The sequence below is a fragment of the Geothrix sp. genome, assembly GCF_030219325.1.
Lineage (GTDB): Bacteria > Acidobacteriota > Holophagae > Holophagales > Holophagaceae > Geothrix.
In genome coordinates, this window is the sequence record NZ_CP126625.1 from 1471073 (window position 1) to 1495129 (window position 24057).

The following is a 24057-nucleotide window of genomic DNA, read 5'->3' on the forward strand; positions in this document are numbered from 1 at the left end:
TCTTTGATGGCTGGCGGTCATTCGGCGGCGCGCACCGAGACGGTGGCCATGCCCTCCCGCCGCAGGACCAGGCTGGCCTTCTCGCTGGCCTTGGGATCCGGCAGGATCACGTCCACGGTGCCGATGAGCCGGTCCGTGACGAGGATCTGGCCCTCGGTGCCGTCGCCCACGCTGAAGACGGCCCCCTGCTTCAGGGCCACGGGCGTGGTGCCGATGGCGGGCACACCCCGGCTTGCCAGGTGGTTCACGGCCACCGTCGCGGCGAAGGAACCGTCACGGAAATAGCGGTCTCCGGGCATGAGGACGAGGTAGTCGGCCTTCTGGTTGGCCAGGAGGAGGGCCGCGGCGCCGGACTGGTCCGCCGTGCGGGCGTCCACCACGGTGATGAGGGCGCCCTCTCCGGCAGCCCTGGCCAGGGCCCACACCTGGGCTTCGTTCGCCCGGTAGTTGCAGATCACGCCGATGTGGCGCTTCTCGGGCCAGGTGGCCTGGGTGGTCTTCATCAGCGGCTGGAAATCCTCCGCGGAAAGGGCGAGGCTGGCCAGCGCGAGGGCGGCCACACTGAGCGACATGGAAAGGCGGTTCATGGTGCCTCCGGACTGTGGGCCACCGGCATCCCCTTCGGCGGCTGGATAGGATGGGGCCCGGAGCGGCGATCCGACGGGCGGGGGATGACGCCCACCAGGATGGGGAGGGGCTGGCCCCCCAGCCAGGATCCTGGGGCGGGGCGACGCCCGGCACGGCAAGAGGAGCGTCCATTGGGGTGAGCCGTCCGGGGCATTCGGACCCCGGCCACCGTCTGGCTCGGCGATACTGGAAGCCCCAGGAGGTTCCATGAAGATCCTGCTCCTCGGCTCCGGCGGCCGGGAATACGCACTGGCCCTGAAGCTCAGGGCCTCGGCGACGCCCGTGGAGCTGGTCTCGGCGCCAGGCAGCGATGCCCTGGCCGAGCTGGGCCAGCGAGTGGAGCTGGACCTCGAGCAGCCCGCCAGCGTCGCCGAGTGGTGCGCGCTCCACCACCCGGATCTGGTCGTGGCCGGGCCCGAGGTTCCGCTCGTCGCCGGGGTCGCGGACGCGGTCCGGGCGCTCGGGATCCCCTGTTTCGGCCACGATGCGGCCACGGCGAGGCTGGAGGGCAGCAAGGCCTTTGCCAAGGATTTCATGTCAAGGCATGGCATCCCCTGCGCCGCCAGCCACACCGTATCCGACCTGGCCACCGGCGAGGCGCTGATCGGCTCCTGGTCCCACGGCTTCCCCATCGTGCTGAAGGCCGATGGCCTGGCTGCGGGCAAGGGCGTGGTGCTGGCCCAGAGCGAGGCCGAGGCGCTGGACACCTTCCGCGCCTTCATGGCCGGGCAGTTCGGGGACGCCAGCCGCACGGTGGTCTTCGAAGCGCCCCTGGTGGGCATGGAGCTGTCCCTGCACGTGCTGGTGGACGTGGACGCCGACCATGCCGCCTACGCCCTGCTCCCCGCCTGCCAGGATCACAAGCGCATCTTCGAACAGGACCGGGGACCCAACACCGGCGGCATGGGTGCCTTCGGACCGCTGCCCTTCCTGCACTCCGGTGACATCGAGCGCATGCGCGTGGACCTGGTGCAACCCACGGTGCGAGGCCTCCAGAAAGATGGCCTGACCGGGCGCGGCGTTCTGTTCCTGGGCGTCATGTGGACGGCCAAGGGCCCCGAGCTGCTCGAATACAACGTCCGCTTCGGCGATCCCGAAACCCAGGTGCTCATGCAGCTGCTGGACGAGGACCTGGCGGCCCTGCTGCTGGAGGTGGCCGAGGGCCGACTCGCTTCCCGGGACCTGAAGCTCAAGCCCCACACCGCCATCGCCGTGGTGCTGGCGGCGGAGGATTATCCCGAGGGCGCCAGGAAGGGCGTGTCCATCACCATCGGGAATCCCCAAGCCACGCTCATCCATGCGGGCACCCGGAAGCAGGATGGACAGTGGCTCACGAACGGGGGCCGGGTGCTGAACCTGGCCACCTCGGCGCCGGACCTGGCCGCGGCCCGCGCCGTGATCGAGGCCTCCCTGCCCGAGGTCCACTGGCCCGGCATGCAGGTCCGCCGCGACATCGGCCTCAAGGCCCTAAGGCACGCGGAGGCGGGCAGGACCGTTCAAGACCCCTGGTGAACTCGCCTAGGTCCGGTTGCGAAGCAGCCACACGAGGGTGGTCAAGGCCAACCCGATCAGGGTCAAGGCGCCCATGGTCCGGTGGACGCGGGGATAGACCGTTTGAGTGCTGCGCGCTTCCCGCCAGGCCAGGGCCTTCCGGCCGAGGAGGAGCGTGGTGCCGGCCAGACCGAGGGTCGCGAGCCAGAGGGCGAAGTGCTGGGGCCTGAGTGCGCGGGGATGGAGCAGGACGCGCAGGCCGATGAAGGTGAACGCGGCCGTCATCAGGTGGCCATGCAGCCGATGCTCACCCCGGCGGACGGCTCCCAGGGCGAACGCCAGCAGCAGGGCGGCGGGGATCAGCAGGAGGTCGAGCATGCCGCCAGCCTACCCGGAGTGGGTCAAAGAGGCATGGCCTCCTGGCGCTTCTCGCCCTCCCAGCGGTAGAACCCCGAGCCGGTCTTGCGTCCCAGCCGGCCGGAGGCGACCAGCTGCCGGAGTAGGGCGGGCGCCTTGAACCGCGGCTCGCCGAAGGCCTCGAACAGCACCTCGGCCACGCTCTGCATGGTGTCGAGGCCGATGAAGTCGCTGAGGTGGAGGGGCCCCATGGGGTGCCCGCAGCCCAGCTTCATGCCGGTGTCGATGTCCTCCACGCTGGCCAGCCGCTGCTCGGCGCAGCGCATGGCGTCCAGCAGGTAGGGCACCAGCAGGCGGTTCACGATGAACCCGGGCGCATCTGGGGCCATGACGGCAGTCTTGCCGAGCTGCTGGACGAAGGTCCGCAGGGAGGCGAGGGTGTTCTCCTCCGTGGCGAGGGTGCGGATGACCTCCACCAGGGGCATGGCCGGCACGGGGTTGAAGAAGTGCAGTCCGGCGAGGCGGGGCAGGCGGTGGGGCGCCAGGACGGGGCTGAGCTGGGCCACGGAGAGGCTGGAGGTGTTCGTGCAGAGGAGGGCCGAGGCGCCCAGCACGCGGTCGAGCTCGGCGAAGGTCTGCAGCTTGAGGTCGAGCCGCTCCGGGATGGCCTCCACCACCAGGTCGCAGGTGGCCAGGTCCGGGAAGGCGAGGGTGCCTCGCAAGTTCCCGGTCCAGGTGTCCCGTTGCGCATCCGTCGCCTTGCCCTTGGCCACGGCCCGGTCCCAGGCGCCGTGGACGCGGGCCAGGCCCCGGGTCAGCAGGGCCTCGTCGGCCTCCTTCACCCAGACTTCGCACCCGGATTCTGCCGCGCACTGGGCGATGCCCGAGCCCATGAGTCCGCAGCCGACGACGCCGACGCGATGGATGTCCATTCGTTCCTCCAGGTGGCTGTAGGGGATGACCTGGGCCCATTGTCCGGGAAATCCCGGATCCCCGGGGGTATGACCTCCGGTAGAATCCGCCCAGCGATGGGGGGACCATGATCGGCCCGCTGAAGGACCTGCTCGGCCACCACGCCTGGGCGGACGCGATGTTCTTCCGGGCCTGGGAGGGTTCCGCGTTGTTGGAGGATGAGGAGCTGCGGACCCGGACCGACCATCTGGTGACCACCCAGGAGGCCTTCCTGAAGGTCCTGAAGGGGGACCCCGTACTCTTCCCCGAGCGGCCCCTGCCGGACTTCCAGCAGCTGAAGGGCCGGTGCGAGGTCGTCCACCAGGTCTTCAAGGCCCTGGGCCACGGGCTGGATGCGGACTCGCTGGCCCGCACCGTCCGGGTGCCCTGGTTTCCGGATCCCCCCTGCGTGGTCTCGGTCTCCGATGCGCTCCTGCAGGTCTGCCTGCACAGCCAGCACCACCGTGGCCAGAACATGGCCCGGCTGAAGGCCCTGGGCGCCGTGCCCAAGAATGTGGACTACATCATCTGGCTCTGGAAGCAGAAGCCCGAGGCGCGCTGGACCCGGTGAATCAGATCTCCAGATAGGTGTGCAGGTTCCGCTCCTCGGTGAGAAGGGTGCGGAGGGCCTCGGCGGCGTCGTTCTTGACGCTGGCCCGCCGCTTGGTCTGGGGGCCCTGGATCAGCACGTCGGGATCGTAGTGGACGCTGCGCAGGACGTGGTCCACCGTGTCGCCCTTGACGATGTGCTGGACCTTGAACGTGTCGTCCTCGTGGACCATGATGTGCGCCTCGTTGGGCGCCCCGAACAGGTTGTGCCGCATGCCCAGGATGTCCTGGTACGCGCCGGTCAGGAAGAAGGCCACGTAGTAGGATTCGCCGCCCCGGGGCTCGTGGAGCGGGATCTCGTCGCGCACGTCCTTCAGGTCGATGAACTTCTCCATCTTGCCGTCGCTGTCGCAGGTGATGTCGCAGAGCGTGGCGGAGAGGCCCGGCTTCTCCTTCAGGCGGTGGATGGGCATCACCGGGAAGAGCTGTTCGATGGCCCAGTGGTCGGGCATGGACTGGAAGATGCTGAAGTTGGCGATGAGCTTGTCGGCCAGGCTCTTGTTGAGGTCCTGGAACTCCTCCGGCACGTATTTCAGGCTCTTGTTGCTGAGGATGCGCGAGAGCTTGCGGCAGACCTCCCAGAACAGTGTCTCGCCCTTGCTGCGGTCCTCCAGACCCAGGTAGCCCAGGTTGAAGAGCGTGAGCATCTCGTCCTTCTGGGTGATGGCGTCGTGGTACATCTCCGAGAAGTTCTTGATAGAGATGTTGTCCCGCGTGTAGGCCAGCTCCTTTAGGATCTGGGGTTCGTTGCCCGTGAGCGTCACGGTGTATTTCGTGTGCGTGGTGTCGATGAGGCCGATGATGTCCACCACCACCACCTGGTGGTAGGCCACGATGGCGCGGCCCGACTCGCTGAGCAGGTCCGGCATGGGCACCTGCTCCTGGGCGCAGATGTCCTTGGTGGTGTAGACCACGTCGGCGGCGTACTCGGAGATGGTGTAGTTCATGGAGCTGCTGAAGGTGGTCTTGGAGCCGTCGTAGTCCACGCCGAGGCCGCCGCCCACGTTGAGGTAGCGGATGGGCACGCCCATCTTGCGGAGCTTGGCGTAGATGCGGGTAGCCTCCTTCATGGCCGACTTGATCTTGCGGATGTCCGTGATCTGGCTGCCGATGTGGAAGTGCAGCTCGATGACGCTGTCCAGCAGGTCGCGCTTCTCCAGCACCTCGATGGCGTCGAGGATCTCGCGGGTGGTGAGGCCGAACTTGGCGTGGTCGCCGGCGCTGGTCTCCCACTTGCCCGAGCCCTGGGCGTTGAGCTTGGCCCGCAGGCCGATGAGGGGCTCGACCTTGAGTTCCTTGGCCACCTTGAGGATGAGAGGCAGCTCGGTCATCTTTTCGACCGTGATGACCACCTTGCGCCCGGCCTTGCGGGCCAGCAGGGCCATGCGGATGAAGGACTCGTCCTTGTAGCCGTTGCACAGCACCAGAGCCTCGGGGTGGAGGTCGAGGCTGAGCGCGATCATCAGTTCGGGCTTGGAGCCCGCCTCCAGGCCGTAGTGGTACTTGTTCCCGGCCCGGATGATCTCCTCGACCACTTCCTTGGTCTGGTTGGTCTTCACCGGGTAGACGCCCTGGTAGCCACCCTCGTAGCCGAACTCGATGATGGCGTGGCGGAAGGCCTCGTTCACTTCGATCACCCGGTGGGCCAGGACCTGGGGGAAGCGGAGGTTCACGGGAGTGCGGATGCCCTTCTTCTTGAGGTGCTGGACGATCTCGTAGACGTCGCAACTCAGGGACTCGTCCTTGGTGGGGGTGATCTCCAGATGGCCCTTGGCGTTGATGCCGAAGTAGCCGTTTCCCCACTCGCGGATGCCGTACAGGCTCGCGGCGTCCTGGACCGTCCAGTGCTTCATGGGCATCCGAGGGGCCTCCTCAAACCGGGGCGGCCACCTTTGGCCGGAAGTTCGTTTATATGGGCAAAAGCCAAACACTTCCAATGAAAAATCACGGGCCGAGGATCCGAGTCAGGGTGGCCCGCCAGTGGCGGTCCCGCACGCGCCTCAGGGCGGTCCGCCGGGTGAGCTTCCGCCACTGGGCGGCGCCTCGGGGCAATTCATCCGCAGAACGGGTGTGGAGCGGGCTCGGACCGCCCCAGAGGGCCGGGTCGCCCCAGACCGGCGCCCGGTTCCAGGGGCAGGCCTCCTGGCAGGCATCGCAGCCGGCGGCCCAGCGGCTGTGGGCCAGGGCGGCAACCACCCCGGCGGGTGGCTCCGCCTCGGTTTCGATGGTGTAGGTGGTGAGGCAGCGGGCCGGATCCAGGAGGAAGGGCTCCAGGGCCCCGGAGGGGCAGGCCTCCAGGCAGGCCGTGCAGGTGCCGCAGAATTCGGTGGCCACGGGCTCGTCCGGAGGCAGGTCCACCGACAGCAGCAGCACGCCGAGGAAACCCCAGGAGCCGTCCTTGCCGGCGATGAGCAGGGTGTGCTTGCCCTGCCAGCCCAGCCCGGCCCGGGCCGCCAGCTGGCGCTCGAGCAGGGGGGCCGTGTCCACGCACACGCGGCCCTCGAGCCCGGGCCAGCGGGCCTGGGCCGCCTCCAGCAAGCGGGTCAGCCGGGGCTTCAGGAGCATGTGATAGTCGGGGCCCCAGAGGTAGCGGCTCAGCTTGAGGCTGCCCGGGACCGAGCCCGGGATGGCCTCGGGCCGGGCGTAGGGGAAGAAACCCACCAGGGCGGTGCGGGCCAGGGGCCAGAGGGCCCTGGGCTCCAAAAGGGTTGTCGGATCCAAGTAAGGCAGGAGGGTGCCGCGGCCCTCCTGGAACCAGGCCTGGAGCCGCGCCTCCTCCGCCTGGAACGCCTCGCAGGCCGCGAAGCCGACCCGCGCCAAGCCCGCGGACAGGGCCTCGGATCGAAGCCAGGCCTTGAACGCCAGCGGATCCAGGTGTTCAACTGGCACGAGAAGGCCACCTCCCATGGATATCCTCACCCTCGAGCTGCTTGATGTCACGGTCTTCCAGGCCCTCCTCGAGCTGCGGGGCCTGCTGGCAGACCACCCGGGCGAAGCCATGCTCATCCGGGGCGAGGACGACCTCCTCCGCGTGAACGTCACGGGATTTCTCGAGAAACAGGGGCGGGCGGTCCGGGTGGTCCGCCAGGGCGCGCTGTGGGAGCTGCAGGTGGCCCAGGCTTCCCGGCCGGTGCCCCTGGTGTCGCCCGCGGCTCCGACGGTTCGGCCCGTGCTGCTGCTGCGCTCCGCCTTCGCCCCCGGCGACCGTGCCCTGGGCCGACGCCTGCTGTTGGAGACCCTCGAACAGCTTGAGCCGGGTACGCCCTGGCTCTGCCTGGCCCACCAGGCGGTGGAGCTGCTGGACGATCCCGGCGCGGTGGGCATCCTGGAGGGCCTGAGGGCCCGGGGCATCCCGGTCCACCTTTCCGCCGCGAGCCTGGCCCATGGCGGACAGGAGGCTGGCGGGTTCGACCAGGTCCCGGACGGCGGCTGGCAGAAGCTCCTGGCGCGCGGCGGGGTGACCGTCCTGTAAAAGGCGTTAGGCTGGAAGCGGAGTCGATCCCCACCCCATGAACCTGCCGAACCTGCTCTCGCTCGCACGCATCCTGATGGTTCCCGTCCTGGTCGTGGTGCTCATGACCAAGGTGACGAACCATGAGGTCATCGGCGTGGTGGTGTTCTGGGTGGCCTCGATCACCGACTGGCTGGACGGCTACCTGGCCCGCCGCTGGAAGCAGGTGACGACCCTGGGCAAGCTGCTGGATCCGCTGGCGGACAAGCTGCTGGTGGCCGGCGCCCTGATCTCCCTGGTGGAACTGAACCTGGCCCCGGCGTGGATGACCTTCATCATCCTCTCCCGGGAATTCGCGATCACCGGGCTGCGCGGCATCGCCAGCGAGGAGGGCCTGACCATCCCCGCGGGCACCATCGGGAAGTGGAAGATGGGCTTCCAGGTGGCGGCCATCTCCTGCCTCATCCTCGGTCCGCGTCTCGACTACTGGCTCTATGACTGGACCCAGCGGGAGATCTTCCACTTCTTCATCCAGCTGAACCGCCCCTACAGCTTCTTCTGGGGCATGGGCGTCCTGCTCCTGTGGGGTGCCGTGATCCTGGCGATCTGGAGCGCCATCTCCTACTTCCACGGCTTCTGGAAGGTGGTGGGGCCGCGCATCATGGCCGAGAACAGCCACCTGACCGGGCCAAAGGATTCCTGATGCTCCGCAAGTATCTCCTCGCCGGCCTGTTCACTCTGCTGCCCCTGGTGGTGACGCTCTGGATCCTCAAGGCAATCTTCGAGGCCCTGGTGGGCATCTTCCGGGGTCCCCTGACCTGGATGGCCCATCAGATCCACGTGCCGGATCCGCCGACCTGGGGCCTGGCCCTGTTCTCGGCCCTGACCACGATCCTGCTGCTGCTCCTGGTGGGGGCCCTGGTGGGCAACTTCATCGGGCGCCAGGTCCTGTCCTGGCTCGACGAGCTGATGCTCCACGTGCCGGTCGTGAAATCCATCTACGGCGCCACCCGCCAGCTCATGGGCGCCATCCAGTCGGGGCAGGGTGGCAGCTTCAAGGATGTGGTCCTGGTGGAGTGGCCGCACGCAGGGGCCTTCACCCTGGGTTTCGTGGCCAGCCGGGATTGTTCCTGGGCCGTCCCCGGCGGGGAGGGCATGATCGCGGTCTACGTCCCGACCTCGCCCAATCCCACCTCCGGCTACGTGATCATGCTCGAGGCCTCCAAAGTGCGGCCCGTGGACCTCAACGCGGACCAGGCCCTGACCTGGGCCGTCAGCGGCGGGGTCGTGGTGCCGGACGTCCTCCGCGGGCGATGAGAGCCGGATTACGGGTTTCCCCCCGGATTCCCGTGCAGATTCCCTAGACTGAAGCAGGCGTTCATCACCGGAGGGGCCCGATGAGCATGGTGATCTGGAATCCGGCCTGGGAGACGGGCATTCCGCTCATCGACCAGCAGCACCAGGCGTTGCTGGCCCAGTTCGAGGCGCTTCTGGTCGCGATCCACGAGAACCATCCGGATGACCGGATTCCGCCCCTGCTCCAGTTCCTGGCCGACTACGTGGAGACGCACTTCGCCCTGGAGGAGGGCTTGATGCAGGTGGCAGACTACCCGGGCTTCGCGGGCCACAAGGCGATCCATGACCGCATGCGCGCCCGGGTGGGACAGCTGGTGGAGGCGGCCAGAGGCAATCCCGCCACCCTGACCGAGGAGGTCATCGACTTCCTGACGGACTGGCTGCTGCGCCACATCAACGAGGAGGACCGGCGCATGGCCCAGCATGTCCACCATGCCGGCGGCACCCAGGCAAGGCCAGAATCCGGGATCGTGCCGTGACCTCGCTGGCCGGCAAGCGGATCCTGGTGACGGGCGCAGGGAGCGGCATCGGGCGGGCCGCGGTCCGGATGTTCCGGGACCACGGCGCGGAGCTGATCCTGGTCGGACGCCGGCTGGCCGCGCTGCAGGAGTCCCTCCCGGACGCCGAGCATGTGGTGCTGGATCACACGCTGGATGCTGCCGTGGCCGCCTTTGCCGATCATTGCGGGGCCCTGGATGGCATGTTCCTCGCGGCTGGTGCGCTGAAGACGGGTTCGGTGGCGGGCACCTCCACCTCCGATTTCGAGGCCATGCTGGCCGCCAACCTGACGGGGACCTGGCTGATGGCCCACCATCTGGGGCCGCGGCTCAAGGACGCGGCCAGCGTCGTGCTCGTGGGTTCCAACATCGGCCTCCGCGCCATCCCCGACAGCGCGGCCTACAGCGTGGCCAAGGCCGGCGTCCACATGCTGGCAAAGGTGCTGGCCCTGGAGTGGGCTCCCCGGGGGATCCGCTGCAACGCCATCGCCCCGGGGCCCATCCACACCCCGATGGTGGATGCCCGCCTGGCGGCCAGTGCCGATCCCGCGGGGGAGCTGGCAAGGCTGTCCGGCGTGAACCCACTCAGGCGACTCGGGACGACCCAGGAGGTTGCCGCCCTGGCCGTCCACCTGCTGAGTGATGAGAGCACCTGGACGACAGGGACGGTGATGACGCTCGACGGCGGAGCCGACGCCGTCTTCTAGGGCCACGGCGTCGGCCTTACCGCTGTCAGGGCGGAGCAGGCGCTCAGCCGGTGGTGACCTTGATGTCCACCGGGTTGCGCAGGGTGTCGTAGATGGGGGATGTCCTCAGCACCTGGGCATGGAGCTCCTCGATCTGCTTGGGGGTTCCGTTGCAGGCGAGGTTGACCTTGACGCGGATCTGGGAGAGTCCGGGGCGGACATCCTTGTCCAGTTCCATGAAGCCCCGCAGGTCCGTGTCGGTCTCCAGCTCGAAGCTGAGGCTGGAGATGTCGATGCCCATGGCGGCGGCCGTGTAGGCATAGGTCACGCTCATGCAGGAGCTGAGCGCATGCAGCGCTGCTTCGCCCGCGTTGGGCGCCAAATCGGTTCCGAGGAGCGCCGCGGGTTCGTCGCACTCCTGGAAGAGGGGGGTGGCCCGCTTGTGGTTCACCCCCACGCCGTAGAGGGAATCGAAGGTGCTCTGGGAGTGGGCCCGGTTGATCCACCTGGCTTTGGAGCGGAACTGGAACTTGCCGAGGGCCGGGTTCGCCTTGACCCGGGACACGAGGGCGCCGAGTTCCTCGACGTTCACGCCGTTGTGCATGGTTGCGGTGTTGCCCATGGTTCCTCCTTTGGAAAGCACGCTTCCTGGCGCAGGACGACCCATCGACAGGTCGCCGCGGGGGAAGCGCTGGGTCGGCATCCACAGAGCCCCCTCGCGGTTGGCGCAGGGTGCCTTGGATGAAGATCCCCAACATGGGGCGTTTTGATCCTGAATCAAGGTTGCAAGATTCAAACCAGGCGCCCGGTCAATCCACCTCGAGGAAGTCCAGGTCCTTCGCGTGGGTCTCCTCCATGCCCCAGAGGCTGAGGGCCGCGAAAGCCAGGCAGCACAAACCGATGAAGAGGGCGGAGTGGACGATGCCCCAGTGCGCCTTCAGGGCCAGGAAGCTGGTGGTGATGGGGACGACGGCCCCCCGCACGAAGTTGGGCACCGTGACCGTGACGGTGGCCCGCATGTTGGTGCCGAACTGTTCGCTGGCGATGGTGACGAACACCGCCCAGTAGCCGGCGGAGAAGCCGAGCGCCACGCACAGGAGGTAGTAGGTCTGGGCGGAGACGCCGCGGCTGAAGAGCGTGATCAGGACGGTCACCAGTGTGAGGGCCTGGAACAGCAGGACAGTCTTCTTCCGGCTGGCGATCCACTGGCTGATGAAGCCCGAGCCGAGGTCGCCGACGGCCAGCCCCAGGTAGCACGAGGCGATGGCATGGCCCGGGTTCACGGCGCCCACGACGCCCAGGCTCCTGGAAAGCTCCGGCGAGGAGGCCACCAGGATCGCCACCACGTACCAGATGGGAACGCCGATGAGGATGGCGCGCAGGTAGCGGACGAACCGGGCGCGGTTGGTGAAGAGCATCCGGAAGTCGCCCTTGGCCACGTTTTGGTGGGCCAGCTGCTTGAACATGCCCGAGTCCGTCACCTTGATGCGGAGGACCAGCAGCATCAGGCCCATCACGCCGCCCGTGATGAAGGCCCCCCGCCAGCCGAGCTTGTTCCCCACGAGATCGGCCACGAGGGCCCCGGTGATGCCCAGGCTCGCCACCACTGCCGTGCCGTAGCTGCGCACCTCCTTGGGCAGGACCTCGCTCACCAGGGTGATGGCGGCGCCGAGCTCGCCCGAGAGCCCCAGGCCCGCCAGGAAGCGCATGGCCGCGTAGGCGGGGATGGTGGTCACGAAGGCGTTGGCGATGTTGGCCAGGGAGTAGAGCGTGATGCTGCCGAAGAGCACCGACATGCGGCCCTTCTTGTCGCCCAGGACACCCCAGAGCACGCCGCCCACGAGCATGCCGATCATCTGGAAATTGAACAGGTAGACGAAGGTGGGGAGGATCCGGTCCGGGGCCACGCCCAGGTCCGACAGGCTGGCCGTCCGCACGATGGGGAAGAGGATCAGGTCGAAGATGTCGACGAAGTACCCCAGCGCACCGACGATCACGGTCAGGTTGATGATGGCCTTCCAGGGGTGTTTCAAGGGCTGCTCCGATGCTGGGGAGGATGAATCCATGGTTCATGCGAATGCATCTACAGACAAGAGGCGGCGCCGGGGCAGACGACAGGGGGGGCTCCGCTCGGGCACACTGGGCCGAGGAGGAGCCCGTGCCCGAGACCGCCTGGCCCGCACCACCTGAAGGCCTCTGCACGCTGCCCCGGACCCTGGATGCCGACATCGCCATCCTAGGTGCGGGGATCCACGGCGCAGCCCTGGCGAGGGAGCTGACCCTGCGTGGCGTGTCCTGCGCCCTGGTGGACCGGGGCGAGGTCGGGGGCGGCACCAGCCAGTGGTCGAGCCAGCTCCTGCACGGTGGCATCCGCTACATGCTCACGGGCGACATCGCCCAGATGCGGGAGGGCCTGGCCGAGCGTGCCAACTGGGCCCGCATCGCGCCCCGCCGCTGCCGCTGGGAGGCCTTCTGGATGCCCCACCGGTTCTGGGGAGAGGGCCTGGCCCACCGGTTCGGCATCGGGCTCTACGACCACTGGGGCGCCGATCGGCCAGACTGGCCCCCGCACCTGACCCTGGGCAAGGTGCCGCGCGCCGCATTCGAGGCCGATCCCCGTGGGGCGCGGAGCCCTTTCCGGGGCGCCACGGCCTACGCCGACCTCATTACCTGGGATCGTGAGCTGACCCGGGACCTGGCGGCCTCCAGCCAGGCCCTCCGCCTGGATTTCCATGAGCCGGAGGCCTTCGGGGATGCGGGTGGCGAGTTGAAGACCCTGCGCCTCCGGGATCGCCGGGATGGTTCGACCCGCGCCCTCTCCGCCCGGCGCTGGGTGGTTGCCCTGGGGCCCTGGACGGATGGGGCCTTGGGCCAGTGGTTCGGCGAGACGCGGAAGCGCCTGCGCCTGTCCTCGGGCATCCACCTCTGGTTCGACGCCGTACCCGGTTGCGACCGGCCCTGGGCCATCCGCCGCCCCAAGGGGCGCATCCTCTTCGTCATCCCCCGGGACGGTCTGCTCCAGGTGGGAACCACCGAGCGCGAGGTCGAGGATGGCTGGGTGCCCATCGTCGCCTCCGAGCGGGCGGAGCTGTTCGAGGCCCTCGAAGCCAACCTGCCGGCCATCCCCTGGCGCCAGCTGCCCGTGCGTGCCGAGGAACTGGGTGTGCGCCCCCTGGTCGCGGCGGACGGCCAGACCACCCACCTCAGCCGCGAGGCTGTCCTCGAACGGCACGCCCGCTTCGCGAACCTCACCCTGGTGCTCGGTGGCAAGCTGACCACCGCCCGGGCCCTCATGGACCGCCTGGCCACGGACCTCACCGGCCTCCACTGCCCGGCCTCTACCACCGAGCCCCTCAGCCTTTGGGATGGACAGCCCGCGCAGATCCGGTAGAATCATTCTTTCAATGCGGTCCCGTAGCTCAGCTGGATAGAGCATCAGACTACGAATCTGAGGGTCGGGCGTTCGAGTCGCTCCGGGACCACCACTCAAGCCCCTGATCATTCAGGGGCTTTTTAGTGTCTAAGCCTTGAAGTCGAAGCCCCCGGCAGGGGTGAACGGCTTCTCGGCCGGTTTGGCGCTCGGGGGCGGCTGGGAAGCTGCCAGCCTCCGGACGGCTGCTGGATCTCCGCTCGCGGCCTCGATCCGAGTCACGGCCGGTGACTCATTGGCTTCTTCTTTGATGGCCGCCGCCGCAGAGGCCGCCGCGGATACACCCTGAATTCCACTCATAGCATCCTCCATGATGGGAAGCGGGGGGCGTCTTTGCCTCCGACAGGTATTCTTCGGGTTGGCGCGATAGATACATGAATTTTATTTTATGGCCCCGACCCGAGCGAATTGCAACCAGGTCTCAAACCCTGTCCACTGGCGGGCCCGGAAAGGGGACCACGCCATCACGGAATGACCAAAGCTGGGCCAGAGGATGATTCAGCCGATAGGACTCGGGTGAGCCCTCCGGCCAGCGGCTCGCGATCCAACCGAGGCTCTCCAGCGCGCGTGCAATGCCCGGCCAGAGGGATGCACCATGGCAAGTCCAGCACCCATCCAGATCCTGTTGGTCGAAGATTCGGAAGAGGATGCCCTGCTGCTCCAGACTCACCTGAAGGGGGAGGGGCTGGCCTGCGAGGTGGTCCGGGTCGAGGAGATGGAACCGCTCCGGGCCGCCCTCACGACCCGTACCTGGGACCTCCTGCTCACGGATTTCGCCCTGCCCACCCTCGATGGATTCGATGTGCTGAAGGAGGCCAGGCGGCTGGTTCCCGGGCTGCCCTGCATCGTCGTCTCGGGCCGCATCGGCGAGGAGGCGGCGGTCGAGGCGCTGCGGGCGGGGGCCAAGGATTTCGTGAGCAAATTCAGGCTGGCCCGCCTCATGCCCGCCATCCAACGCGAACTGTCCGAGAGCCAGGTGCGAGCCGGCGCAGTCGAGGCCAGGACCGAGCTGAAGGCGACGGAAGACCGCTTCCGGGCCATCACGGGGGCAGCCCTGGATGGCATCGTGATGATGGACCCGAGGGGACGGGTGTCCTTCTGGAACCAGTCTGCTGAGCGCATCTTCGGATTCAATGAGCAGGAGGCCATGGGGCGGGACCTCCACGAGCTCATCGCCCCCGTCCGCTTCCATGTGGCCTTCCGCAGGGCCTTCGCGACGTTCAGCGCCAACGGGCGGGGCAGTGCGATCGGCAAGGTGACGGAGCTGATCGCCCAGCGCCAGGACGGCGAGGAGTTCCCGGTGGAGTTCAGCCTCTCGGCGCTCCAGGAAGGCGACGCGTGGTCCGCCGTGGGCGTCGTCCGGGACATCAGCGAGCGGAAGGCGCTCGAGCGGGAGCAGTTCGAGAACCTCCAGTTCCTCCGCACGCTCATCGAGACCCTGCCGAACCCGCTCTATTACGAGGATCCGAACGGCCTCATCCTGGGCTGCAACCAGGCCTTCCAGGATTTCCTGGGCCGGCCCACCCGCGAGATCCTCGGACTGGCGGCGCGGGATGTGCTCCCCGAAGCGGAGCTCCAGGGGACCGACGGCTCTGGCCTCCTTGAGGCCTCCTTCAGGCGGACGCTGCCCAATGGGGCCGTCCACCACGCGATCTTCCGCAAGGCGCCGTTCTTCCAGGCGGATGGGGACATTGCCGGGTACGTGGCGACCTTCCTCGACATCACCCGGCTGAAGGAGACGGAGGAAGCCCTGCGGCAGAACGAGTCGTTGTTCTCGGCCATCCACCGCCACGTGGTGGACTTGATCGCCATCATCGACAGCGAAGGGCGGCGACTCTACAACAGCCCCTCCTACCAGTTCGTACTCGGCTATTCAGAGCAGGAAATGCTGTCGCTGTCCTCCATGGACCTGCTCCACCCCGATGACCTCGACCGCGTGTCCCAGGCCATCCGGGACCTGATGAACGGGTACCTGACCCAGGGGCTGGAATACCGCCTGAGGCACAAGGATGGCCGCTGGCTCCACTTCGAGAGCACCGCCGCGATCATCCCCGACCAGGACACCGGCAACGTCCGGGCGCTGGTGGTCGCGCGGAACGTGACCGAGCGCAAGGAGGCCGAGCAGAACCGGGCGGCCATGGAAGTCCAGCTGCGGCAGTCCCAGAAACTGGAGGCCATCGGTCAGCTGGCGGCTGGCATCGCCCACGAGATCAACACCCCCACGCAGTACATCGGTGACAATGCCACGTTCCTGCGGGACTCCTTTGATGAGGCCTTCTCCCTGATGGGCCGCCTGATGGCCCACCTCATGGAGATCCGGGTCATGGGCGGGAGCGCGGGCGAAGCCGCGGGGAAGGCGTTGGACGACCTGGCAGGCACGGATCTGGACTACCTCGGGACCGAGATTCCAAAGGCCATCCAGCAGAGCCTGGATGGTGTGTCGCGGATCTCGAAGATCGTCAGCGCCATGAAGGATTTCTCCCACCCCGGCAGCGAATCCAAGGTGATGGCTGATCTGCATAGGGCCATCGAGAGCACCATCACAGTGTCCAGGAATGAATGGAAGTACGTGGCGGAACTGGATATGAAATTCGATGAGGCGGTTCCCATGGTGCCCTGCTTCCCCGGGGAGCTGAACCAGGTGGTGCTCAACCTCATCGTCAACGCGGCCCATGCCATCGAGGCCTCGAAGGAGCGGCGCCCAGCCGGCGGGCTGGGGAAGATCACCGTGAGGACCGCCCTCCATTCAGGGGAAGTCGAAGTATCCGTGTCGGACGATGGGACCGGCATTCCGGAGGAGATCCAGCAACGGATCTTCGAACCCTTCTTCACCACCAAGCCCGTGGGGAAGGGCACTGGCCAGGGCCTGGCCATCGCCTACAAGGTCATCGTGGACAAGCATGGAGGAAGGATCCTCGTGGACTCCACCCCGGGCCGGGGGACCACCTTCCGGCTGTTCCTGCCCCTCCCCCAGCCGGGCACCTGAGGCCCCGATGCTGAAACAGCAGATCCTCTTCGTGGATGACGAGCCCATGGTGCTCCAGGGGCTCCAGCGGATCCTCCGGCCCCTGCGGGGCGAATGGGACATGGTCTTCGCGGAAAGCGGGGGCAGGGCCCTGGAGCTGATGGCCGGCCATCCCTTCGATGTGATCGTCTCGGACATGCGGATGCCCGGCATGAACGGCGCCGAGCTGCTGCGGGAGGTCATGCGGCGCCATCCGACCACGGTCCGGATGGTGTTGTCCGGCCATGCCGACAAGGACCTGGTGACCCAGTGCGTGGGCGTGGCCCACCAGTACATTTCGAAGCCCTGCGACCCCGAGCAGCTCAAGGCCATGGTCAGGAACGCCTGCGCCCTGGCGGGCAAGCTCGTGGATGACGAGGTGAAGCGGGTGATCGGTGCCATCGACCGGCTCCCCAATGTCCCGGAAGTCTACGTCGAGCTGAAGCAGGCCCTCTCCCGGGAGGAATCCGATCCCAGGGTTCTCGGGGAGATCATCCAGAAGGATCCCGGGATGACCGCGAAGATCCTGAAGCTCGTCAACAGCGCCTTCTTCGGGCTGCGGAGGACCATCAACCACCCCCAGGAGGCCGTGGCCTACCTGGGCATCGACATCGTCAAGACCCTGGTGCTCTCCAACAGCATCTTCCAGCAGTCCCAGCCCTTCCAGACGCGGACCTTCGGCATTTCCGACGTCTGGCACCACAGCATGGCCGTGGCCGCCGGAGCCAAGGCCATCGCGCAGGCCGAGGGCCTGGACCGCGTGCTCCAGGAGGAGGCCTTCGTCGGCGGGATCCTCCATGACGTCGGCGTGCTGATCCTTGCCTCGAATTTTCCGGACCTGTACAACCGGGCCGTCGAGCTCGTCACGGAAGAGCATGTCCTGCTGCCTACGGCGGAGCAGGAGATGTTCGGCGTCACCCACGCGGAAGTCGGCGCCTATCTGCTGGGGCTGTGGGGGCTGCCCGCCGGCATCCTCAAGATCGTGAGCCTCCACCATCGGCCCCACGCCTTCGAGAGCGAGGGCATGTGCTCGGCCATGGCGGTCCATGCGGCCGACGTGATCTGCGGCGCGAAGGGGGGGCAGGCCCTGTTCGAATCGGGCCGTTTCAACCAGGAGTCCCTGGAGCGCGCAGGGCTTGCCGGGCACCAGGACGCGTGGGCCGCTGCCTGCGCATCCGCGTCGGAAAAGGAGCTTCCATGACCCACAGAACCCTGCTGGTGGACGACGACCGGAACATCCTGAGCGGCTATCAGCGCGTGCTGCGCAAGAACATCATCCTCGACGTGGCCCAGGGGGGGCAGGAGGCCCTCCGGATGCTTCTCGAGCAGGGGCCCTACGGCGTGGTGGTGGCCGACATGCAGATGCCGGGGATGTCCGGGCTGGAGCTGCTGGCCAAGGCCCAATTCGCCTGCCCGGACACGGTGCGCATCATGCTCACCGGGAACACGGACCAGAAGACCGCGGCGGATGCCGTGAATCAGGGCCAGGTCTTCCGGTTCCTCACCAAGCCCTGCTCTCCCCAGGATCTCGAGCTGGCGATCCACGCGGGGCAGCGGCAGTACGACCTGGTCCGGGCGGAACGGGAACTGCTGGAGGGCACCCTCACGGGGGCCATCGAAGTGCTGGCGGAGCTGCTCGCCAGCGTGGACCCCGCCGCCTTCAGCCTCGGCCTGTCCGTGCGTGGCCGGTGCGGCGAAGTGGCCCGGGCCCTTGGATCCGGCGATGTCTGGGCCATCGAGGTGGCCGCCATGCTGGCCCCCATCGGCAGGATCGCGCTCCCGAGGGAGGTGCTGAAAGCCGAGGCCTACAAGCCCGAGACCCAGGCCATCCTCATCCGGGTCCCCGAGCTGGGGGCGAGCATGATCCAGACGATCCCGCGCCTGGAGTCGGTGGCCGACATCATCCGGTATCAGGCCAAGGGATTCGACGGGTCGGGCATTCCCGAAGAGGGCCTGACGGGAGAGGACATTCCGCTCGGGGCGCGGATCCTCAAGGCGGTGCAGGATTTCACCACCCTCGAGACCCAACGCCACAGCGGGGCGGTCGCCCTCGAGGAGTTGAAGCTCCATGGGAAGGCCTACGATCCGGCGGTCCTGAAGGCCATGGAGCAGTGCTTCGGCAACTCCGTCCGGACCAGGCCGGCGCCCAGGCTGGTGCGGCGGGAGGACCTCGTCCCGGGGCTGATCCTGGCCGGTGACCTCCATACCACCGCGGGGCAGCTGGTGCTGGGGCAGGGGCTCCGCCTCGGCCATGGCCACCTCGAGCTGCTGAGGAACCTGGTGGACATCCTGGGGATTCCGGACCGGATCCCGGTCCTCGACGGCCCGGCCCAGGGGTAGCCCATGAAGCCGAAGATCCTGCTGGTGGATGACGAGGCGAATGTCCTTCAGGCCTACGCCCGGGTTCTGCGCGGGCGGTTCGCCCTCGACACGGCTCTGGGGGGGGAAGCGGCGCTGGAGTGCATGGCGGACCGCGGGCCCTACGCGGTGGTCGTGTCTGATATGCGGATGCCGGGAATGGATGGCGTGACCTTCCTCGCCTGGTCCATGGCCCAGCATCCTGACACGGTCCGCATCATGCTTACGGGCAACGCCGACCAGGGCACGGCCATGGAAGCCGTGAACCGCGGCTCGATCTTCCGCTTTCTCACCAAGCCCTGCGACTCGGAGCTGCTCAGCCAGACCCTGGATCTGGCCGTGCGCCAGCATCAGCTGATCACGGCCGAGAAGTCCCTGGTGGAGGACACGCTCAAGGGCGCCATCCGGATGCTGGTGGAACTGCTCTCGTGCCTCGACCCCATCTCCTTCGGCCGGGCCCAGGCCATGGCTGCCCATGCGGAGGCCATCGCGCGGGAGATGAGCATGGAGAATCCCTGGGTGCTGGGCATCGCGTCGATCCTGTCCCAGATCGGCATCCTCACGGTGCCCGAGGGCGTGGCCACCAAGCTTCAGACCGGGACCTTCCTCACCAGCGCCGAGAGGGATCTCGCCAATCGGATCCCCGAGATCGGTGCGGACCTCATCCGGAACATCCCCCGCCTTGAGGAAGTGGCCGAGGCCGTGCTCTACATGAACAAGAACCTGAACGGGACCGGCTACCCCCCCGACGACAAGAAGGATCAGGACATCCCCCTGGGCGGCCGCATCCTCCGGGTGGTCTGGGACTACGAGCGCCTGCTTCCGAAGTTCAGCGGTCCCCTCTCGGCCCTCCGCGACATGGAGGGCCGGACGACCTGGTACGACCTGGATGTCCTGCGCGCCTTCAAGCGCTGCCTGGAGCGCGAGGACACGGAGGCCCCGTCCACGCCCACCCAGCGGATTGGCCTCCATGAACTCAGGATCGGCCACGTGCTCCTGGCAGGCATCGAGACCGTGGATGGCCTGCTCGTGGTTCCCGAAGCCACGGTGATCGGACTGGCCCACCTCCAGAAACTCCGCAATTTCGCCCGTCTTTCCGGAATCCGGGAACCGCTGATCGTGAAGGGGGAACCGGCATGACGCGGCCCCGCCCCTGCCGGCGGTACCGGGTGGCTTCGTCTGCAATGCAGGCGAGGGTGCGGGAGCCCGGAGAACCCCAGGCCGGGCTGCGGGAAGAGGAAAGGATCTACCAGGACCTCGTCAGGGCCCTGCCTTCGGGGATTTACCGCCTTCGAGTGGAACCGAGCCGGGCCATGACGGCCAGCGAGTGGGAGGACATCTGCCGCTCCACCTACACCATCGAATTCGTCAGCGACCGGTTCTGCGAGATTTCCGGCCTCGGCCGGGAAGCCTTCCAGGCCTCGCCGGGCCTGATCCTGGACCACATCCACCCCGAGGACCGGGCGAATTTCAGCGAGCGCAACGCGGAGGCCCTGACCCGGATGTCGCCGTTCCAGTGGGAGGGGCGCATGGGGTTTGGCCGGGACTGGCGATGGGTCCGGTTCGAGTCCCAGCCCCGGGTCCTTCCAGATGGCGCGTCACTGTGGACGGGCGTCCTGACGGACCTCACGGAACGCCGGAAGAGCAGCAGCGACTACCGCCGGATGCACCGGCTGCTGCGCCAGGCGGAATCCATCGCCAAGGTGGGAGGGTGGGAGATCGATCTGGAGGCGGGCACCCTCTACTGGTCCGAAGAGGTCTTCCGCATCCACGAACTGGACCCTGCCACCTACGCACCCACGGTCGAGACCTCGATCCAGTTCTATGCCCCGGAATGGCGGCCGGTCATCACCCGGGCGGTTCAGCTGGCCATCGACCGGGGTGAGAACTTCGATCTGGACTTGGAGCTCCTCACTGCCACCGGCCGGCGCATCTGGATCCATGCCACGAGCCAGGTCGTCATGAGGGACGGCCAGGTGGTGAAGGTGGTGGGCGCCTTCCGGGACATCGCCGAGGAGCGCCTGGCCGCCGAGACCCTGGCCAAGAACCACGCGGTGCTGGCAAGCATCATGGAGAGCGCCGAGGGGCCGATCTTCTCACTGGATCGCGAATACCGCTACACCAGCTTCAACCGGGCCCACGCCGCGGCCATGAAGCTCCTGTACGGCGCTGAGATCAGCCTCGGCTCCTGCCTTCTCGATTACCAGACCGCCCCGGCGGACCGTGCCGTCGCGAAGGCCAACCTGGATCGGGCGCTGGATGGGGAATCCTTCGTGGAAGAGGGCATGTCCGGCGCGGAAGATCATGCGCGGCGCTACTTCGAAGTGTGGCATACCCCCACCCGTAACGATGGTGGCGAAGTCATCGGCGTGGCGGTCACCGCGCGCGATACCACCCGGCGCCGGAGGTCAGAGGAGGCTCTCCGTGAGAGCGAACAGCGCTACCACACGCTCTTCGACAACAACCACGCGATCAAGATGCTCATCGATCCGTCGGATGGCAGCATCGTGGACGCGAATCCGGCCGCCATCCGCTTCTACGGCTGGTCGCGGGATCAGCTCCAGGGGATGAACATCAATGAGATCAACACCCTGCCTTCGGACCAGCTTCAGAGTGCCATCGGCTCCGCGGCAGGAATATTCCAGGACTACTTCGAGTTCGTCCATCGCCGGGCCGACGGGTCGCTGAGGAACGTGGATGTCTACAGCGGTCCGATCGTCATCGAAGGCCGGACGCTGCTCTACTCCATCATCCATGACACCACTGACCGGGTGCGCGCCGTGGAGGCCAATGCCCGCCTCCTCCACATCCTGGAGTCCAGCTTCAACGAGATCTACATCTTCAACCGGGAAAACCTGCATTTCGAGTACGTCAACCGCGCGGCGCTCGGGAACCTCGGCTATTCGGCCGGGGACATTGGCACGATGACCCCCCTGGACCTGAAGCCGGAGTTCACCGAAGCGGCCTTCAGGGCAGTCCTGACTCCTCTGCTGCGGCATGAACAGAAGCTGGTCTCCTTCGAGACCATGCATCGCCGGGCGGACGGGTCCCTCTACCCGGTCGAGGTCCATGTCCAGCTGGCCGGTCCGGGTGGCCTGGAGGTCTTCCTGGCCGTGGTCCTGGACATCTCGGAGCGCCGTGCCGCCGAACTGGCGTTGCACAGCCGGGTGAGCCAACTCCAGGTCATGCTCGACCTGGCCTCGCTCCCCGACAGCCATTCGGGCAAGGACCTGCTGAAGGAAGGGCTCGAGTGCATCGCCAGGATCTCGGGCAGCCGGGTGGGGTTCCTCCATCTGCTCCTGGAAGATCAGGAGACCCTCGAACTCACGGCCTGGACCGCCGACACCATGAAGCACTGCACGGCCAGCTTCGATACCCACTATCCCGTGGCCATGGCCGGGATCTGGGCCGATGCGGTCAGGCTGAGGAAACCGGTGATCCACAACGACTATGCGGAGCGGACGGATCGGAAGGGCATGCCCGAGGGGCACTTCCCCCTGACCCGGGAAGTGGTGGTGCCCGTCGTGGAATCCGGCAAGGTCCGGATGATCGTGGGTGTGGGTAACAAGCCGACCGACTATGACGACTTGGACGTGGGTCAGCTCGAGGTGGTGGCGGGGGACCTCTGGAATGCCTATGCCCGGCAGATGGTGGTCAAGCAGTTGATGTCCAGCGAGGCGAGCCTGAGGGCTACCTTCGATCAGGCCCTCGTGGGCATCGTCCACCTCGGCTTCGATGGGAGGATCCTGAGGGCGAACAAGCGGTTCGCGGACATCCTGGGACTCGACCCGCAGGACCTGGCCGGCATGGAGATCTCCCGGATCACCCATCCCGGGGATCAGCTGCCCGACGGCGTCATGTTCCAGGACATCCTGCAGGACATGGGGGGCAGTTTCATCCAGGAGAAGCGCTACCTGGGTTCGGGTGGCGCGATCGTCTGGGTCCAGCTGCTGGCTTCCCTCGTCGCCCCGAGCGAGAACGAAGCCGGGTACATCCTGAACGTGGTGGAGGACATCACGGAACGCAAGCGAATGGAATCGGAGATCCAGCACCTGAACCGAGACCTGGAGCACCGGGTGGAGGTGAGGACGCACCAGCTCGAGTCGGCAAACCAGGAACTGGAGGCCTTCGCCTACAGCGTGTCGCACGATCTGCGGGCCCCCCTCAGGACCATCAGCGGATTCAGCGAAGCCCTGAGCCGGGACGGGGACTCCGTGCTGTCATCCGAGGGCCTTGGCCACCTGAATCGGATCCAGGGAGGCGCCATCCGGATGGCCCAGCTCATCGAGGATCTGCTGCAGCTGTCCCGCGTCGGGCGGGATGACTTCGTTGCGATGCCACTGGACCTTGGCGGCCTGGCCGAGCAGGTGCTGGCCAAACTCAAGGAAGCGGACCCGGGCCGCCCAGTGATCTGGCAAGTGGAGCGCCCCATCCTCGTGAAGGGGGATCCGAGGCTGCTTCGGATCCTCCTGGAGAATCTGCTGGGCAATGCCTGGAAGTTCACCTCCCACACGCCGGATCCACGCATCTGGGTGGCGGCCCATTCCGTGAACGGCAGCTCCGTGGAGGTGGCCATCCGCGACAATGGCGTCGGTTTCGTGTCCTCCCAGGCCAACCGGCTGTTCACCCCGTTCCAGCGCCTCCACAAGGCTGAGGAGTTCCCGGGGACGGGCATCGGGTTGGCCATCGTCAAGCGCATCGTGAACCGCCATGGGGGATGGATCGCGGCCAAAGGGGAATTGGGTCATGGCGCCACCCTGTCCTTCACGCTGCCCAAGCCTGAGGGGGGCCTGCTATGAAGCGCCCGGTCGTGCTCATCGTGGAGGATTGTCCGAACGACCTGGCCCTGCTCATGCTGGCCATCGAGAAGGCCGGTGTCCCCTTCGAGACCGCGGTGGCCACGGACGGGCAGGAGGCCCTGGACTGGCTGTTCCGGAAGGGGGCCCACGAGGATCGGGACGAGGAGGTCTATCCGGCCCTGGTCCTGATGGACCTGAAACTCCCCCGCCTGAGTGGCCTGGACGTGCTTCGGGCGCTCCGGCAGGAGCCCAGGGGGTGGCTGACTCCCGTGGTGGCCATGACAACCTCCGAAATGCCCTCCGACATCCAGAAGGCCTATGCGTTCGGAGCCAACGCTTACGTCCAGAAGCCCATGGACTTCAACGGGCTGGTGCGTCTGGTGGAAGCCCTCCGGGCCTTCTGGCTCTCGTTCAATGTCATCCATCCCATGATGAGGTGAA

21 protein-coding genes and 1 tRNA gene are annotated in these 24057 nt (G+C 67.2%); 15 read left to right on the plus strand and 7 right to left on the minus strand.

Features of this window, described 5'->3' with window-relative positions; genetic code table 11:
- Positions 1 to 17: 17 nt before the first annotated feature.
- Positions 18 to 587, minus strand: coding sequence for a hypothetical protein (locus tag QOZ81_RS06610; RefSeq protein WP_291199773.1), 570 nt, complete (start codon positions 585 to 587; stop codon positions 18 to 20).
- Between the two features lie 247 nt (positions 588 to 834).
- On the opposite strand from QOZ81_RS06610, the gene purD reads away from it, so the two are divergent.
- On the plus strand, positions 835 to 2139 hold the full coding sequence (purD, locus tag QOZ81_RS06615; RefSeq protein ID WP_291199770.1) for a phosphoribosylamine--glycine ligase: 1305 nt from the start codon (positions 835 to 837) through the stop codon (positions 2137 to 2139).
- Between the two features lie 6 nt (positions 2140 to 2145).
- Here purD and QOZ81_RS06620 read toward each other — a convergent pair whose 3' ends face one another.
- Together QOZ81_RS06620 and QOZ81_RS06625 are read right to left on the minus strand one after the other, a co-directional pair.
- The gene (locus QOZ81_RS06620) at positions 2146 to 2496 is read right to left on the minus strand and encodes a hypothetical protein (protein WP_291199767.1); all 351 of its coding nucleotides are present in this window, start codon (positions 2494 to 2496) and stop codon (positions 2146 to 2148) included.
- Between the two features lie 23 nt (positions 2497 to 2519).
- Complete coding sequence (locus QOZ81_RS06625) at positions 2520 to 3407, minus strand: 3-hydroxyacyl-CoA dehydrogenase family protein (protein ID WP_291199764.1); 888 nt, start codon at positions 3405 to 3407, stop codon at positions 2520 to 2522.
- 107 nt (positions 3408 to 3514) lie between these two features.
- Here QOZ81_RS06625 and QOZ81_RS06630 point away from each other — a divergent pair, with 107 nt between their 5' ends.
- A complete protein-coding gene (locus tag QOZ81_RS06630; protein WP_291199761.1) occupies positions 3515 to 3997 on the plus strand; it encodes a DinB family protein in 483 nt (160 codons plus the stop codon).
- A gap of 1 nt (position 3998) precedes the next feature.
- Here the strand turns inward: QOZ81_RS06630 and speA are convergent, their stop codons facing one another.
- On the minus strand, positions 3999 to 5888 hold the full coding sequence (speA, locus tag QOZ81_RS06635; protein ID WP_291199758.1) for a biosynthetic arginine decarboxylase: 1890 nt from the start codon (positions 5886 to 5888) through the stop codon (positions 3999 to 4001).
- Between the two features lie 91 nt (positions 5889 to 5979).
- Entirely contained in the window at positions 5980 to 6924 is a 945-nt protein-coding gene (locus QOZ81_RS06640) for an epoxyqueuosine reductase (RefSeq protein WP_300715366.1), read from the minus strand.
- A 16-nt stretch (positions 6925 to 6940) separates the two neighbouring features.
- Between QOZ81_RS06640 and QOZ81_RS06645 the strand changes: the two genes are divergently transcribed.
- From QOZ81_RS06645 to QOZ81_RS06665, 5 genes are all read left to right on the plus strand, one after another.
- Positions 6941 to 7507 carry a hypothetical protein gene (locus QOZ81_RS06645; RefSeq protein WP_291199752.1) on the plus strand — a complete coding sequence of 189 codons (567 nt, stop codon included), beginning with the start codon at positions 6941 to 6943 and terminating at the stop codon, positions 7505 to 7507.
- A gap of 37 nt (positions 7508 to 7544) precedes the next feature.
- On the plus strand, positions 7545 to 8189 hold the full coding sequence (gene pgsA / locus QOZ81_RS06650; protein WP_291199749.1) for a CDP-diacylglycerol--glycerol-3-phosphate 3-phosphatidyltransferase: 645 nt from the start codon (positions 7545 to 7547) through the stop codon (positions 8187 to 8189).
- A complete protein-coding gene (locus QOZ81_RS06655; RefSeq protein WP_291199746.1) occupies positions 8189 to 8803 on the plus strand; it encodes a DUF502 domain-containing protein in 615 nt (204 codons plus the stop codon). The genes pgsA and QOZ81_RS06655 overlap by 1 nt, the downstream gene beginning before the upstream one ends.
- Positions 8804 to 8883: 80 nt before the next feature.
- Positions 8884 to 9321: a bacteriohemerythrin gene (locus QOZ81_RS06660; RefSeq protein ID WP_291199743.1), complete on the plus strand. Its 438-nt coding sequence runs from the start codon at positions 8884 to 8886 to the stop codon at positions 9319 to 9321.
- Positions 9318 to 10046 (plus strand): SDR family NAD(P)-dependent oxidoreductase, encoded by a 729-nt coding sequence (locus tag QOZ81_RS06665; RefSeq protein ID WP_291199740.1) that lies wholly within the window; start codon positions 9318 to 9320, stop codon positions 10044 to 10046. The genes QOZ81_RS06660 and QOZ81_RS06665 overlap by 4 nt, the downstream gene beginning before the upstream one ends.
- A 43-nt stretch (positions 10047 to 10089) precedes the next feature.
- Here QOZ81_RS06665 and QOZ81_RS06670 read toward each other — a convergent pair whose 3' ends face one another.
- A complete protein-coding gene (locus QOZ81_RS06670; RefSeq protein WP_291199737.1) occupies positions 10090 to 10647 on the minus strand; it encodes an OsmC family protein in 558 nt (185 codons plus the stop codon).
- A 187-nt stretch (positions 10648 to 10834) separates the two neighbouring features.
- Positions 10835 to 12058, minus strand: a complete 1224-nt coding sequence (locus QOZ81_RS06675) for an MFS transporter (protein WP_291199734.1) — start codon at positions 12056 to 12058, stop codon at positions 10835 to 10837.
- Positions 12059 to 12183: 125 nt separating this feature from the next.
- On the opposite strand from QOZ81_RS06675, the gene QOZ81_RS06680 reads away from it, so the two are divergent.
- The 8 genes from QOZ81_RS06680 (at position 12184) to QOZ81_RS06715 (ending at position 24056) form a co-directional block, all read left to right on the plus strand.
- The gene (locus QOZ81_RS06680; RefSeq protein ID WP_291199729.1) at positions 12184 to 13416 is read left to right on the plus strand and encodes an FAD-dependent oxidoreductase; all 1233 of its coding nucleotides are present in this window, start codon (positions 12184 to 12186) and stop codon (positions 13414 to 13416) included.
- Positions 13417 to 13433: 17 nt separating this feature from the next.
- Positions 13434 to 13510: transfer RNA gene (locus QOZ81_RS06685), tRNA-Arg, on the plus strand.
- Between the two features lie 540 nt (positions 13511 to 14050).
- Positions 14051 to 16441, plus strand: a complete 2391-nt coding sequence (locus QOZ81_RS06690) for a PAS domain S-box protein (protein ID WP_291199726.1) — start codon at positions 14051 to 14053, stop codon at positions 16439 to 16441.
- 7 nt (positions 16442 to 16448) lie between these two features.
- Positions 16449 to 17660: a response regulator gene (locus QOZ81_RS06695; protein WP_291199723.1), complete on the plus strand. Its 1212-nt coding sequence runs from the start codon at positions 16449 to 16451 to the stop codon at positions 17658 to 17660.
- A complete protein-coding gene (locus QOZ81_RS06700; protein WP_291199720.1) occupies positions 17657 to 18799 on the plus strand; it encodes an HD domain-containing phosphohydrolase in 1143 nt (380 codons plus the stop codon). Before QOZ81_RS06695 ends, QOZ81_RS06700 begins: the two co-directional genes overlap by 4 nt.
- A gap of 3 nt (positions 18800 to 18802) precedes the next feature.
- On the plus strand, positions 18803 to 19957 hold the full coding sequence (locus QOZ81_RS06705; RefSeq protein ID WP_291199717.1) for an HD domain-containing phosphohydrolase: 1155 nt from the start codon (positions 18803 to 18805) through the stop codon (positions 19955 to 19957).
- On the plus strand, positions 19954 to 23616 hold the full coding sequence (locus QOZ81_RS06710; protein WP_291199714.1) for a PAS domain S-box protein: 3663 nt from the start codon (positions 19954 to 19956) through the stop codon (positions 23614 to 23616). The genes QOZ81_RS06705 and QOZ81_RS06710 overlap by 4 nt, the downstream gene beginning before the upstream one ends.
- Positions 23613 to 24056, plus strand: a complete 444-nt coding sequence (locus tag QOZ81_RS06715; RefSeq protein WP_291199711.1) for a response regulator — start codon at positions 23613 to 23615, stop codon at positions 24054 to 24056. Before QOZ81_RS06710 ends, QOZ81_RS06715 begins: the two co-directional genes overlap by 4 nt.
- Position 24057 lies beyond the last annotated feature (1 nt).